Annotated in this window: 16 protein-coding genes; 3 read left to right on the forward strand and 13 right to left on the reverse strand. The window is 40.6% G+C overall.

Annotated features, from left to right (window positions below):
- Nucleotides 1–399 precede the first annotated feature (399 nt).
- From JZO85_RS00005 to JZO85_RS00025, 5 genes are all read right to left on the reverse strand, one after another.
- Nucleotides 400–723, reverse strand: a complete 324-nt coding sequence (locus tag JZO85_RS00005) for a hypothetical protein (RefSeq protein WP_207106448.1) — start codon at nucleotides 721–723, stop codon at nucleotides 400–402.
- Nucleotides 716–925: a helix-turn-helix transcriptional regulator gene (locus JZO85_RS00010; protein WP_207106449.1), complete on the reverse strand. Its 210-nt coding sequence runs from the start codon at nucleotides 923–925 to the stop codon at nucleotides 716–718. The genes JZO85_RS00005 and JZO85_RS00010 overlap by 8 nt, the downstream gene beginning before the upstream one ends.
- 247 nt (nucleotides 926–1,172) lie before the next feature.
- Nucleotides 1,173–1,832, reverse strand: a complete 660-nt coding sequence (locus JZO85_RS00015; RefSeq protein ID WP_207106450.1) for an HAD family hydrolase — start codon at nucleotides 1,830–1,832, stop codon at nucleotides 1,173–1,175.
- 113 nt (nucleotides 1,833–1,945) lie between these two features.
- The gene (locus JZO85_RS00020) at nucleotides 1,946–2,563 is read right to left on the reverse strand and encodes a hypothetical protein (RefSeq protein WP_207106451.1); all 618 of its coding nucleotides are present in this window, start codon (nucleotides 2,561–2,563) and stop codon (nucleotides 1,946–1,948) included.
- 159 nt (nucleotides 2,564–2,722) lie between these two features.
- Nucleotides 2,723–3,346: an NAD(P)H-binding protein gene (locus tag JZO85_RS00025; protein WP_207106452.1), complete on the reverse strand. Its 624-nt coding sequence runs from the start codon at nucleotides 3,344–3,346 to the stop codon at nucleotides 2,723–2,725.
- Between the two features lie 197 nt (nucleotides 3,347–3,543).
- Between JZO85_RS00025 and JZO85_RS00030 the strand changes: the two genes are divergently transcribed.
- From JZO85_RS00030 to JZO85_RS00040, 3 genes are read left to right on the forward strand one after another with little or no spacing between them, the layout of a single operon-like run.
- Nucleotides 3,544–4,341, forward strand: coding sequence for a bifunctional hydroxymethylpyrimidine kinase/phosphomethylpyrimidine kinase (locus tag JZO85_RS00030; protein WP_207106453.1), 798 nt, complete (start codon nucleotides 3,544–3,546; stop codon nucleotides 4,339–4,341).
- A complete protein-coding gene (locus tag JZO85_RS00035) occupies nucleotides 4,338–4,832 on the forward strand; it encodes an ECF transporter S component (protein WP_207106454.1) in 495 nt (164 codons plus the stop codon). Before JZO85_RS00030 ends, JZO85_RS00035 begins: the two co-directional genes overlap by 4 nt.
- Nucleotides 4,833–4,855: 23 nt before the next feature.
- Nucleotides 4,856–5,395 carry a TIGR01440 family protein gene (locus JZO85_RS00040; RefSeq protein ID WP_207106455.1) on the forward strand — a complete coding sequence of 180 codons (540 nt, stop codon included), beginning with the start codon at nucleotides 4,856–4,858 and terminating at the stop codon, nucleotides 5,393–5,395.
- Between the two features lie 95 nt (nucleotides 5,396–5,490).
- Here the strand turns inward: JZO85_RS00040 and JZO85_RS00045 are convergent, their stop codons facing one another.
- The 8 genes from JZO85_RS00045 to JZO85_RS00080 form a co-directional block, all read right to left on the reverse strand.
- On the reverse strand, nucleotides 5,491–7,716 hold the full coding sequence (locus JZO85_RS00045; protein ID WP_207106456.1) for an AAA family ATPase: 2,226 nt from the start codon (nucleotides 7,714–7,716) through the stop codon (nucleotides 5,491–5,493).
- 23 nt (nucleotides 7,717–7,739) lie between these two features.
- A complete protein-coding gene (locus JZO85_RS00050; RefSeq protein ID WP_207106457.1) occupies nucleotides 7,740–8,219 on the reverse strand; it encodes a DUF6530 family protein in 480 nt (159 codons plus the stop codon).
- Between the two features lie 223 nt (nucleotides 8,220–8,442).
- Nucleotides 8,443–9,288, reverse strand: a complete 846-nt coding sequence (locus JZO85_RS00055; protein ID WP_207106458.1) for a DegV family protein — start codon at nucleotides 9,286–9,288, stop codon at nucleotides 8,443–8,445.
- A gap of 79 nt (nucleotides 9,289–9,367) precedes the next feature.
- Complete coding sequence (locus tag JZO85_RS00060) at nucleotides 9,368–10,462, reverse strand: LCP family protein (protein WP_207106459.1); 1,095 nt, start codon at nucleotides 10,460–10,462, stop codon at nucleotides 9,368–9,370.
- A 96-nt stretch (nucleotides 10,463–10,558) separates the two neighbouring features.
- Nucleotides 10,559–11,407 carry a prephenate dehydratase gene (gene pheA, locus JZO85_RS00065; protein ID WP_207106460.1) on the reverse strand — a complete coding sequence of 283 codons (849 nt, stop codon included), beginning with the start codon at nucleotides 11,405–11,407 and terminating at the stop codon, nucleotides 10,559–10,561.
- Nucleotides 11,407–11,916 (reverse strand): shikimate kinase, encoded by a 510-nt coding sequence (locus JZO85_RS00070; protein ID WP_207106461.1) that lies wholly within the window; start codon nucleotides 11,914–11,916, stop codon nucleotides 11,407–11,409. The genes pheA and JZO85_RS00070 overlap by 1 nt, the downstream gene beginning before the upstream one ends.
- The gene (gene aroA / locus JZO85_RS00075; RefSeq protein ID WP_207106462.1) at nucleotides 11,916–13,199 is read right to left on the reverse strand and encodes a 3-phosphoshikimate 1-carboxyvinyltransferase; all 1,284 of its coding nucleotides are present in this window, start codon (nucleotides 13,197–13,199) and stop codon (nucleotides 11,916–11,918) included. Before aroA ends, JZO85_RS00070 begins: the two co-directional genes overlap by 1 nt.
- Nucleotides 13,200–13,203: 4 nt before the next feature.
- Nucleotides 13,204–14,277 (reverse strand): prephenate dehydrogenase, encoded by a 1,074-nt coding sequence (locus tag JZO85_RS00080; protein ID WP_207106463.1) that lies wholly within the window; start codon nucleotides 14,275–14,277, stop codon nucleotides 13,204–13,206.
- Nucleotides 14,278–14,282: the final 5 nt, after the last annotated feature.

Genomic DNA, 14,282 nt, shown 5'->3' on the forward strand with positions numbered 1-14,282 from the left:
ATTTCATCTAAGAAGCTTTAATGATCATAAATACATGCTTTGTATCAGATTATTCGATTTTAGTTTTGATAAATGCCTTTGAAAATTATTTTCTTAGTAATCCATTGTGAGTTTCATTTCTAATGAAATAAAAAAATTATTTCCATGATCAAATGTGATTATTTTCACATAAATATATCCTACCTAAACATTTGATTGTTGGCATCAAGGTTTCTAGTTAGCTACAAGTTCCTTAACGATAATTGTCCTTGTAATTCGATCCATTCGTCTTAATGGTTGTATTTTATTCTTACTGAGATGGTTACTTTAAATGCAACAAAGGATTTATTAGTAACTCGCAGGCTCTTCTATCTTTACAATTATTCTTAGTTTTTAACTAATCTTCATTTAGATATGTCATCATAACCTTTGATCGTAATATCTTAAAGCAAAATATTCAACGGGATAGCGAACCAACATGATGTAGAATGCGTAAAGAAAAGCTTTTACGAGAGTGATTGAAGCAAAATGATTATTAAACAAATCAGTAAAAAAGAAGGCAAGACAATTTAAAACAATGATCATGTCATAAAATTTCAATACAATGACACTGGATTTCAACTTAATTTGTTGCCACCGTTCATCATTCTTGTACTCAACTTCTCTTTTCTTACTGTATGAATCCTTTAAAAGGATAAAAAGAAATAGAATCAATAATCCTAAGAGAATAAGTAGCTTACTCATTCATATCATCCTCCTGTTTGAATACTTCATTAATATCAACATCAAAAGCTTTGGCAATAGAAAAGGCTAAATCTAATGAAGGTGTATATTTATATTTTTCTATAGAAATTACTGCTTGCCTAGAAATACCGACATAATCCGCTAGATCGGCTTGAGTCCAATCACGTTCCGCTCTTAATACTTTAATTCGATTTTTTATCATGTATGCAACTCTTTCCTAAATGTAATCAATCAGTTACATTCTATATAGTAATCACTTGATTACATTTTATCAACATAAAGATACGCTATGGTTTATTATAGCGGGTAATTTAATTCTTGAAATGACGAAAACACTCAACAGAGAATTGCAGAGTGTTTTACCTATTTCTGATATTCGAAAATTAAATTATGATTTTTAACGGCTAAACTAGATGTCGAGCTAATTTATTTACTACACCCCTTCTCTCCTATTTTAGTGATTGGATGATTTTATAAATCTCAATCATATCTGCAGCTAAGTAATCTGCGGAGGTTTGATCGATCGCAGCTCTCGTTTCTTTATAGGCAATCGTTGTAATACCCGCGGTTTTCGCCGCAGTAATTCCATAGTAAGAGTCTTCAATAGCGATTGCTTGCTCAGGTTCGATAGTCAATTGCTGTAACGTATTTAAATAAATTTCGGGATTTGGTTTGCTTTCTTTAACAAACTCTCCACTATAGATCACGTCAAAGTATTCTTTGATACCACAAGCTGTCAGGACTTCAAGGATGTGGCCATGTGTGGATGAGGATGCGACTGCCAATAAAATCTCATTTTTCTTTGCCCATTTTAAAATGGAAAGAATGTCTGTTCTAAACAGTTGCAGGTAGTTTATTGATTCATAAGCGGCTTCATTAAATCTTTCAAAGCGCTCCTTGATTTCGTTTAATGAATCATTGCTGCCAATAAATTTTCTTAATGTTTCATAAAGCATGTCATAAGATTGACCAATCAATTCATTGAAATTCGTCTTCTTCTGGTCGATTGTCGGATTTTCTTTTTTAATAAATTCCTGTTGAATTCTAAAATCTTGAAATTCAGTATCGACAATCACGCCGTCCATATCAAAAATAATTGCTTTGAGCATTCACACTGACCTCCTACTCTTTCTAATTCGAATTATTGCAAACCCTTTCGTAAAAAGCAAATCAGATTATTAGACAAAAATAGCCAATCACGTTTTTAACTTAACGTAGTTGGCTATTTTTTGATTTTATTACGCAGCGCTTTTATTTTTTCTAACGTAATGATCTTTTCTTGAGCATCCGGTTGCTTTTCGGCCTCTTCTTTTTGTTCTTCCACTAATTTGATGCCGCGATGCTCTGCACGAAAAATATTCCGCTTGATTTCCTCTACTTGTACTAATTTGTTTAGCGCTTCAGGTTTATGACGTAAGAGCTCTCTAGTCTTTCGCTCATGGATTCGTTCAGTGACCTTTTCATCGAAATAGCTGGTAACGGCAAAATTAATCACCAAAGCTATCAAAAGAAAATTGTCGGTTACGCTGGAGCCGTTTAGATACCCATTACTAAATAGCCAGGCAACAAAACAAATCAAAGCCAAAAAGCTGAATACTTGATAAACTCTCAACGCTTTTTCTTTCTCGCTGCGATCAGCAAATACCGGCTTCGCCTCATAAAACAAAGCGAGATAAAGGCGGCGTGCTTCCGCAAACTCTGGCTGTGTATTCTTTGCCGTTTCATGGGCCTCTTTCTTAGCAAAGCCCTGGACTTTCATATAGTATTTTGCGATTTTCCTTTTTCGGATCATTTGAACCCCCTCTTCGATTCTAGGATCATGAATATTATGAAGATTCATAAGGTCTCTCCTTGATTACGGAATTCTCTTTTCAGCAATCTCTATTTTATCATTAAGTTAGTCGAAAGACTAAGAAATTATTTAATATTTTTCGGCTTGTCTGAATTCATAAAAGAGAAATCCACTCAGATAAGCTTTTGCACTGAGTGGACCCTTTTTTTATATATTTTTTATTGCTTCTTCGATTGGTATTTCTCCGTCTCCCATTAAAACGACTTTCTTAATGGTGTTATCCTGTTCAAGCATTTCCGCTAAAACAGCTGCAACGTTTTCTATCGAGTTTTCTGATTTCCCAGTAATATCAGTGGTTATTTTTCCACTTCCCGGAGTTTCCATCAAGCTGCCAGGCTGCAAAATCGTATAATCCAAATTCGTCTTATCAATCAACCAGCGATCTGAAAAGAATTTTGAGATATTGTAATCAGTTAAGGTGCTGCTCCACTTTTCTGGTTGAAGAGCAAATAATGAACTTAAATGGATGTAACGTTTGATTCCTTTTTGTTCGGCAGCCTGCATCAATTTCACTGCTCCATACAGGTCTGTTTGCAGCAGATCTTTTCCGCGTGAACCAGCGACAAAATAAACGGCTTCGGCATCTGCTAACGTGTCAGCAATTTCAGCGACAGAGCCGTGCAAATCCAAATGAACGGGTTTCACTGCCTCTTTTGCTTCGATGGTTTCATCGTGACGAGCACCTGCGTAAACATAGTGCCCATTTTCTACTAAATTCTTGATCAATTCTTCGCCTACTCGCCCTGTTGCACCAGCAATAAATAGTTTCATACACATGATCCCCTTTCTCAATCCCTATGCTAACGCAATTTTCCTTTTGGAACAAATATTTTCACCTGGAATTGGACGAGCTGTAAAACAACCAATTGGCTGTTTATTTTTTATTTCAGCACTTTATAATAGGAATCATTAATGTGACCAGTTTAAATGTCTATGAAAAATTGATATAGGATATGAGGAGTTTATCTATGACAAAAACAGTGCTGACAATTGCAGGTTCAGATACTTTAGCTGGAGGCGGACTGCAATCAGATATAAAAGTTTTTGAGAATCATCAGTTATTTGGTTTAACGGCGATTACTTGCGTAGCCGTCGTCAATAATCATCAGTTTGAGATAAATGATCTGTCGCCTAGTCTTTTGCAGGAGCAGCTGACTACGATCAAGGATCATCTGAATGTAGATGGAATAAAGATTGGACTGATACATCAGCTAGAATCTTTGGAAATCGTGAAATCTTTTTTGCGTGGATTTGTTGGACCAATCGTTTTAGATCCGGTAATGGCCTTTAAGGAAACAGATCGTGTCTATAGTGATACCTATCGTGAGAAACTAATTGAACTGTTCCCTTTTGCGACAATTATTACGCCGAACTTAAAAGAAGCTGAGATTCTTGCCCAGCAATCAATCACTAATTTGGATGAGATGGCGCTGGCTGCTCGAAAAATCCTGGCGCTTGGTGCACGTTCTGTCGTAATAAAAGGCGGTGAACGTCTTTCTGGCGAGTTGGCTTCGGATTTGTTCTATGATGGCGAACAATCAGAATTCTTCTCAAAGCCTAAATTAACTCAAGCGGCAATTAACGGTGCTGGTTGCAGCTTTGCTTCTGCGATCACTTCGAATTTGGTTTTGGGTAAAGAGCTGATTCCAGCGATCAGTAAAAGTAAAGATTATGTTTATCAAGGAATCAAGAATGGAATCACGTTGAAAAATGGTGAAGGAAATGTTTGGTTCGGTGATAGCGTTCAGACGGAGGTGATGACATGAAAACAAAGGAGTTGACCAAATTGGCGATGATGGTGGCGTTAACCGTTACGCTGTCCATTTTATTTATCATCCCGATTCCTGCGACAAAAGGTTTTGTGACGCTTTGTGAAGTAGGAATTTATGCCTCTGCTCTGCTTTTTGGACCGAGCGGCGGGTTCTTGGTCGGTGCCTTAAGCGGCGGCTTGATTGACATGATTTCCGGTTATCCCGAATGGGCAGTCTTTTCGATTATCATTCATGGTATTCAAGGCTTTATCTTAGGTTATCTCTATCATAAGTTCCCCAATAAAAAAGGTCTTGGCTTAGGCTTTCTGTTTGCAAGCTTATTCATGATCATCGGCTACGCCTTGGCAACAGCCTTATTATTTGGCTGGCCTGCTGGATTGGCTTCGCTGCCCGGCAATTGTATTCAAAATATATTTGGTATCGCGGTGACAGTTCCACTTTTTCATGCATTGCAAAAGGTTCTGCGCCACCCTCAATATAAATAGTTAATAGAAGGAAGTTTGTAAAAATGGAGAAAGAAAAATTACAGCAACAACTAACAACAATCACTAACGATGTCCTAGAGGCAGCTGAGCTCAAGGCGGGAGATACTTTTGTACTAGGGTGTACTACGAGTGAAATCGTTGGCGGCACGATCGGAAAAAATTCTAGTGAAGAGGTTGGTCAATGGGTCATTGAAACATTGAAATCCATTCTTGATCCCAAACAAATCTATTTAGCTGTGCAAGGCTGCGAACACATCAATCGCGCTGTCGTTGTCGAGCGAACACTTGCCGAAAAAAAAGACTGGGAAATTGTCTCGGTTAAACCAGCATTGCATGCTGGCGGTTCCTGCTCGGTCGCTGCTTTTGAACAATTCAGTGATCCGGTTGAGGTTGAACACATTGTCGCTCAAGCTGGAATCGATATTGGTGATACATCGATTGGGATGCATGTAAAATATGTACAAGTGCCTGTTCGTCCATCAATTAAGGAATTAGGCGGTGCACATGTAACTGCTCTACGAAGCCGTCCAAAATATATCGGCGGTCCTCGGGCAACGTATTAAACAAAAAAACTCCGCAAATTTTGAACCGGTCTCCAGAAGTTAGATTTTTTGGTCTAGCTCTTGGGGACCGGTCTTTTTACGCAGAAATTTTTCTTTTAGATAAACCGTGCAATTAATTGTAGAAGCTGCTGCGGCAGTGTTGAAATATCAGAAATATCGACAAAGTTATTTTCACCATATAGTTCCCGCAATTGCTCCTTATCTTCACCGATGGCGCAAGCAATGAACAGGATCCCCTTACGTTCATAATCAGCGAGAACGGATTGAATATCTTGTTTGGCTTTTTCTCCAGTATAATCTGGGAGTGCTTTCGGCTGACCGTCACTGATAGATAGTAGGACTTTCGTATCGGCGGCCTGCTGACTCAATTTTTCAGCTAGTAATCTCAACGGAACACCATCGCGATTGTTTTGTCGCGGCTTCATTGTCGAAATCTTTGCTGCGATATAATCAAAGTTATCGTCAAATTCTTTATACGAATAGATTGACGTTTTTTCTCGTTGGCTAAGATCTGCCGAATCACCATACAGCATCAGCGGAATTTCAGTCTTCTCAGCAAAGAGACTTAATGCGATTGCAGCCAATTTAGCATTTTGAATACGATCGTCTCGCAGCATCGAACCAGATTCATCGACCCTCACTGCCAATGCTAATGAAGGCTGTTCACTTGGTGGATTTTTCTTATCGAAATTTCTTAAATCACCGTAGGCCACATGGCTTGGATTAAATCTCGCGCCATAGTATTTCCCGCTTGCATAATCATTACTAACCTCTTTATTCAACAGGTCATTGATGACGCGACTTAAACTTTCTACCTCTGGTAAGACGCTTTTAGTCAGCTCGTGCCCGTTTTTGATGGCAGTCTCGTTGACAGCTGGTCGATGGAGAATCGTTCCTTCTTTCGCATGGATCGTTTTCTTTAAACTTTCTCGTATCTCACGGTTTCGTTCTTTTCGTTTTATTTTGTCTAGCTCTGCCATTTCATCTAATGACATCGCTGAACCGATTTTATCTTCTTCGTCGATTGAAGCTGAGGAGCTTTCTGCTTCCGCGTCCCCTCTTTCTGCATCATCGGCAATCGACGCTTTTTCTGGTTGTTTTTCCTTTTCAGCAATTGTTTGTTCTGCTTCTTCCTTTTCTGTTGAGAGTTCGCCAGTTTCGGCTTCGCCTTTCAGCGTTGCTTCTTCTGCTTCCTCTAAAATATTCCGCTGCTCGGCTTCTGCCTGACTGATTCTTCTGCCCTGCTTCATTTTTTGCTGGTTCTTTACCTGCTGAAGCTCTGTTAGCAATTTACTTTGTTCCAAAGCCTCTTGCAGGATTTTCAATTCTGTTTCGTCCGTAGTCAATTTGTATAAAACCTTGGGAAAAATACTTTCTAGAGGATCTTGTCCCTGCTTCAAGCTGTTGACCCAGAAGAAATAGGAACGCATTCCAGCAACACCCTTGATAGCATTTGCCTTGGCTGTTTCATCCAACAGTCGAATGATTTCTGCCATGATTTTTAAATAATCATGGTCCGTAAAATTGGTTTTGGCAATGGCACGATCGATCATGACTTCAATCGATGGCAGATCCATTTTCTCTGCATGCTGTACGCGGTCTCGCAATGATTCGTTTAGCGGACGATTTCCTTGATAATTTCGGTTCGTTGTAATTATAACGACACAATCAGGATGTCTACGAATGATTCCCGTTGGGATATTCAATAAGCCGTTTGGTTCTAGCGCTGAATTCAAAGCGACCAAAACAGACGCATCTCGAATCACTGTAGGCTCTTGGATTTCCAGCAGATAGCCCTTCTGCATGGCGCGAACGATTTCTGAAGGGTAGAATTTATATTCGACGCTTGTCGTCATTTCATCTTGATCAATTCGCTCAATTAAGTTACTCAAACGTTTCTTTGCCTGATCCGCATCAATTTGAAAATGACGCTGGATGATTGCCAGCACCTCTTGAAGAGAATCCGTTTGATAAATTGCTTCCAGTAATTCTTGATCATCTTCATCATCCGAACTGACAACAGGCAATAAGGCGCCAAAAACATCTGTCTTATCCATGTCGGCAAAACAAGTCACCTTTGTATATGGCAGCTGCAGATCGTCAGAAAGAGCACGAGCCAGCTGCGTTTTACCTGAACCAGCATCTCCTTCTAGCAAAACGTTCATGATTTTCATCTCAGGATCAAGCCAGTTACTCTTGATCTCTGAGGCAATTCTTAGTTCTTCTCTACTGGTCTTATGGCTGGCTGGTTTACGCCAAATCATTTGTTCCTCTACTTTGGTAAACTTTCGCCCTTCAGTCACGACAAAAGATTTTTCCATCCTATTCACCTCGTAATTAATTTCTAATAGCCTAATTCATCTAAAAGACGTTTCAGTGTGCGGTAGCGTTGAGCAATCAAGTCTCCATCTTTATTCATCGTATCGTTGAACAAGATGATGTCTTCGTCGATTTTAGGATTTTCAGTATCTACTTTAACTTCCATGCGTCCGCCTTGCAGACCGAGAATCTCTACTTTAGGATTTTCAGGATCATAAAACTTTTCATAGCGATAGGCATCTTGCAAATAAATACTTGATTGTGCCACTAAGATCGCCAAATCCAAAATTCGAGTGATCGGTAGTTCCTCTGATTGACGTGACCATTTTTCTCCAGTATGACGCCAAACCTTTCCAGAAATATCTACTCGACCACGGTCATTCCATTGGGCTAAACCTAATGTCAGACCTTTAGCGTCGCTATCCCAAGCATGATGGCCATCGATTTTATCGTAATTTTCCACTAAAAAAACGGGTTTATGCTTTAAATTTGTTGGTATCTTCATTAGAAATCCTCCTAGTTGCTTCATTTTATTTTAGTCAAGCCTTATCACATAAGGGTAATGGTCTACAAAATAGGTTTAGTAATTTACTAAATTACTAAACTACTAATGAAGTTAGAATACGCAATTCGAATGGATTTTGCAACTAACTCCTATCAGCTGATAGGAAAGGAATGACTTTTTGAATCCGCAAAAAAACTCACTAAACAAGTTAGTGAGTCAATGCTTATTTCGCGACGCCAAGAGCAATTGCTTTGTCTCCTAAATGAGTACCGATGACTGGGCCGAATGTGCCGATATCAATCGTTGCATCTGGATATTTTTGACGGAGCTTATCATATTCCTGCTGTGCTAGCTCAGGGTTATTTCCATGGATGACGTAAATTCGCAATTCATCGCTATTTTCCTGACGACGTTCTTCGATAATTTCTTCCGTCCGCTGCAATGCTTTTTTCAATGAACGAATTTTTTCTGCTAAAACGATTTTCCCTTCTTCAAAGGTTAGGATTGGCTTGATTTTCAACAAACCGCCGATGATCGCAGCGCTATTGGTCAAACGTCCGCCTCGAACCAAGTTATCCAAATCGTCAACAATAATATAGGCATTGGTAGTATCACGAATCTGGTCGATCGCCTGCAGCACTTCTTCTAACGATTTCCCTTCATCGCTCAATTCCAAGGCTCTTTCCACCATATACCCCATAGGAACACTGGTAATCTTGGAATCATAAGGAATGATGTGCAGCCCATCGATGTCATCTTTGATTGCTGTCAGTGTACGAACAAAACCCGAGATCCCTTCTGATAAGTGGATGCTGATAACTGTGTCATAGCCTTGTTCTTTAATCGAACGATAAAGTTCGTAGACTTCACCTAAAACGGGTTGAGAGGTTTTTGGGAAATCCTTACTGTTCTTCAATTTTTGATAAAATTCTTCGTAACCGATGTCTACCCCTTCTTCGAAAGGATTTCCGTCAATAATGACGGGGATCGGAATGATGAACAAATCTTTATGATTGCGCACGCGTTCATTCAGATAAGCAGTACTATCTGTCACGATCGCTAGTTTCATAGTCGTTTCCTCGTTTCAATCAAAATTTACAATAATTATAATATAGCACACTCATAGAATGATGGGAATCAAAATCCGGTTACTTCCCTAAAAACTCTTGGGCAGCTTGTGCATTTTGATTTGTGTCAACGGCTAACGCACTCCCGGCATTGGCAGTGTCGATATAGGACCATGAGCCATCGACCGGTAATGTCAATCGGTTGAGGCCTCCGACTGCTTTCCCAAAATTGAAGAGATGAGTCAGCACATAACTATTCGGCATATCTGTTGATAGATATCCCCATATTTTTCCGGCAGCATAAGGTCCCCGCAGTAATACTAGCGGATTGATCAATTGACCAAAAACCGACTGCATGACCTGCTGCTGGCGGCGTACCCGACCGAAGTCTCCTTCTTCATCCATCCGGAAGCGAGCATAGTTCAACAAGGTGTGACCATTCATTCGCTGTGTTCCTTTTGTGATTGGTTCATCGATATAAGCACTCATATCCTTTTCAGCATCCATCTTGACACCTCGAGGGAACAGCGCGTCTACCCCCTTTTCAAAGGTCTGAAAATCAACCATCGCATAATAGCGGCAGTCGATCCCGAAATTTTCCTTCAGTGTCTGGCGCACAAGATCAGCCCCGCCGTAAGCGTACGCAGCATTCAATTTATTCTGTCCTACTCCAGGGATATCGACATACATATCTCGCATAAAGGAAACAAGCTTAGGCTTTCCCCATCCATCGACTTGCAGAACCATCATAGAATCAGAGCGGCCGCTGATATTGTCACGTGTGTCGCTGCCTAAAAGCAAAATATTCCTTTTTCCATTTTCTGAAGTCGCCCCATTAAATTCTTGTGTCTCGATCTTAGGCATAGACGAATCCTGCTTTGCGACAAAATTCCCAATACCGAAGGAAATCACGGAATATCCTAAAACAGCGATCAGGATCATGACTAAAATTCTGCGCCACCCTCTTTTTTTCTTCGGCTCTTGGTAGTGATCTTCGTAATAATACTCTTTTTCAGGCTCTCGATAAGTTTCTTGCGGTTCTTCATATCTAGGCTCTTCATACCTAGTATTCTCTGTTCTTCCATCTTTCTTCATTTCACGTCGAAAGCCAAAAGGTTTCTTCTCCTCCTTTTGACTTTCCTCGTGAACCTTCTTATATTTGTCCATTCGGCTCATAGTGCACCTCTTCATCTCAATACTATTATTATTAAAATAGCAAATCATTCGGACTTTGTCTTATTTTTATCAAAAAAAATTAGAAAACCTTAACTACTAAGATTTTCTAACCTGTGGAAGATATGTTGGATAATCACCGATCAATGTGACGGTAAAGTTCTGTTCCTTTAACTGATCGAGTACGCTGCTGAGCGTCCCTTCTTCTGGTGTTTCCAAATCAATAATAAAGAAATATTCGCCTAATTTTGTTTTTTGTGTGCGAGATTCGATCTTGGTCAGGTTGATCTTCTCTCCTGCAAAGATCGCTAAGCACTGATAAAGCGCTCCGGGATGGTCAGACGCCAAATCGAATAAAATCGTCGCCTTATTTTTTCCATGTGGCATGTTCCCCGCAACCGGCTGTGCACCCAAGACCCAGAAGCGTGTCTCATTCTCAGTGATTGACTGGATATTTTCCTGTACGATCGTTAACCCAAATTGTTTAGCCGCAGCACGCGAACCGATCGCTGCATACCGCTTATCAGGATTATCAGCAACCTTTTGCGCGCCTTGAGCGGTTGAACCGATCTGCTCGATATCGACTGTCGGAAAATGATTCATCAGAAAGACTTGTGATTGTGCCAGTGCCTGTTGATGGCTGCAGATCAATTCAGTTTCTCTCCACGATTGGGCATGAGCTGGATGGACCATTAATTGCTGCTGGATCGGCAATACAATTTCTGCCTGAATCGTCGGCAATGTTTGAAAAATCAAATCTAGCGTCGGCAGTACAGAGCCTTCGATCGTATTTTCGATAGGAACAACACAATAGTCCAACGTGCCCTTTCGCTGCTCTTCCAGCAATGCGGTTAAGGAATCATAGGGCAAAAGTGACTCTTCTTTAAAAAAGTTCGCCGCAGCACTGTATGTGAATGACCCTCTTGGTCCCAAATAACCAACTTTCATTATGAAGCGACCTCGACTTGTTGAATGATTTCTTCCACGATGTCTTTTGGCAATTTTTCTGAGGTATCTACAGTGATTTTCGCCAATTTTTCATAGAGCTTCTCCCTTGAAAAGAATAGACGTTTTAAGTCGCCATCATCATTTTTGATCGCTAATGGACGAATGTTTACTTTGTCCTCGCGAATTCGTTTTACGAGTACATTAGCATCGGCCTTTAGATAGACCACCAATTTATCTGATAACACCTTTTGATTTTCTTTTTGCAAGATGACTCCCCCGCCGGTTGCGATAACGGATTCTTGATTCAATGCTTCTTTTAACAGATTCGACTCATGCTCACGGAAAGAGGCTTCCCCATGTTCTTCAAAATAATCACTGATCGGCTGGCCGATCCGCTCAACTAATACATCATCCATATCTACTACACGGGCATTCAGTGTAGCGGCAAGTTCTTTACTAATAGTGGTTTTTCCGGCTCCCATAAAGCCGATTAAGACAATTGATTCCATTAGACATTCTCCTTTATTATTGAGCTTAAGTCAGTGAAAAAGTTCGGATAAGAAATATTGATGGCTTCAGGATTATTGAGTTCGACGGCTTCTTCTGTCAGCAAAGCTGCTATCTGTAGCATCATTCCGATTCGATGGTCACCATGGCTGTCAACAATTCCGCCGTGTAACGGGGTTGGACCATGAATGATCATTCCATCATCAGTCGTTTCAATATCCGCGCCTAATTTATTCAACTCTAGGGCTGTTGCGTCGATTCGATTGGTTTCCTTAACTTTTAACTCTTGGGCATCGCGAATGATCGTTGTCCCGTTCGCTTGTGTTGCCGCTAAAGCAATGACGGGAAGCTCATCGATCAAGCGCGGAATGATTTCTCCGCCGATTTCAACAGCTTTTAATGCTGCGGACTTAATCAAAAGATCTGCGGCCTGATTTTGCTGATCAAGAGCCGCTTCTTGGATATTTGCGCCCATTTCTTGCAGTACATCCAAAATACCAGTACGCGTTGGATTCATACCAACATGCTTTAAGCAAAGATTGCTTTCTGGCAGCAAACTAGCTGCTATAAGGTAAAAGGCGGCAGAGGAAATATCTCCAGGAACGGTCACTTCTTGTCCAATCAGCTGCTGTCCTCCGACTACAGTAATAGTTTTATCCTCGACGGAAATCTTTCCACCGAATTGTTTGATCATTTCTTCCGTATGATTGCGTGATTTTTCTTTTTCAATAATAGTAGTTAAACCTTCTGCCTGTAGTGCGGCAAAAAGAATCGCCGATTTGACTTGAGCACTGGCGATCGGCATTTCATAGGTGATCGCTGATAATTGTTTGCCGTCAATTTTAATAGGAGGAAATTCACTTCCTTCTTTGCCTTGCAGGTCTCCCCCCATTGCTCTTAGTGGTCCCATAACACGTTCCATCGGGCGTCGATTTAATGAAGCATCACCAGCGATTTCTGAGTGGAACGGCCGCCCTGCCAAAATACCTAACACCAAACGCATCGTCGTACCAGAATTTCCGGCATCTAACAGGTCTTTGGGGGCTTGCAAATGCTCTATCCCTTTTCCTTCAACGGTTATTTCTTTGCCGTCATCATTAATCGTCACACCTAATGCTTTAAAAAGAGCAATAGTGCTCAAACAATCCTCTGCTCTTAAAAAGTTGTGTACGGTCGTCTTCCCATGACTGATCGCACCGAACATGATACTGCGATGTGAAATGGATTTATCTGCTGGTACGGTCAGTTCACCGTTTAGCCCTGTTTTAGTATTTAATAGTTTCATTTGTTCAACTCCTTCTGCGACAACGAAAATCCGCTTCTTCAATTAGTAATTGTCCTTTTTCCAGGTCTGCTTGATTCTTAAATGAAAGTTCTAAAACACCGAAAATATCTTCCCGCGTTTCCTGAATTTTCAAGTTAATAATTGAGATGTCTGCCTCGCTTATAATCGTCATGACTTTGGCGATTGCCCCTGCGATATCCGGGATATCGATATAAAGATCATAAAATGCTGGAATTACTCCACGATCTTTTGTTGGTAGCTGGTCACGAGAATGCTTTGCCTGACTAAAGAAGTCATAGATTGCTGGCTGATCTTCTCTTATTAAGCTTTCGCGAATTTTAGTCATTTCATTTTGCCAGCCGCTGATCAAATCTAGTAAAATCGAACGATTAGTCAGCAAGATATCGGTCCACATTTGCGGATCTGATGAAGCAATTCGTGTGATATCGCGAAAACCACCAGCAGCGAGTTGTGTTGCACGAGGATGAGCTTCTGCTAGCTGATCACTCATCCTTACCAAACCTGATGCCACGATGTGAGGCAAGTGGCTCAAGACCCCTACGATCTCATCATGAGATTCAGGTTCAATCACAACAAATTTCGCGCGAGTCGGCTCTAATAATGCCATTAATGGCTCAACATTCGTTCCCTCAGGCGGTGTCAAAATGTAGTAGGCCTCTTCAAAAAGATTGGGGTTTCCTGCTTTGACTCCCGATTTGTGAGAGCCTGCCATCGGATGTCCGCCAATAAATGTAAAGGGCAGCGTTTTAGCTAATTTCATGACCTCATTTTTTGTACTGCCGGTGTCCGTAACAATGACAGATTCTTTTAACGGCAGACGTGACAGTTCATGCAAATAATGCAGTGTCGATAAAACGGGTACGGCTAGAATAATGATATCCATCTCAGGTGCTCTTTTAATAGAAGCAATTTGATCAACTAATCCAACTTCCTCAGCGATTTCACGGGTTTCTTGCGAATAATCCCAGCCAAACAGCTCGATTGTTGGATTTTTGATTGCCCTGCAAAGTGAAGCGCCGATTAGACCGAGTCCTAAGACGAACACTTTTTTTCTCATAGACG

The organism is Candidatus Enterococcus murrayae (genome assembly GCF_017315985.1).
GTDB classification, from domain to species: Bacteria; Bacillota; Bacilli; order Lactobacillales; family Enterococcaceae; genus Enterococcus_A; species Enterococcus_A murrayae.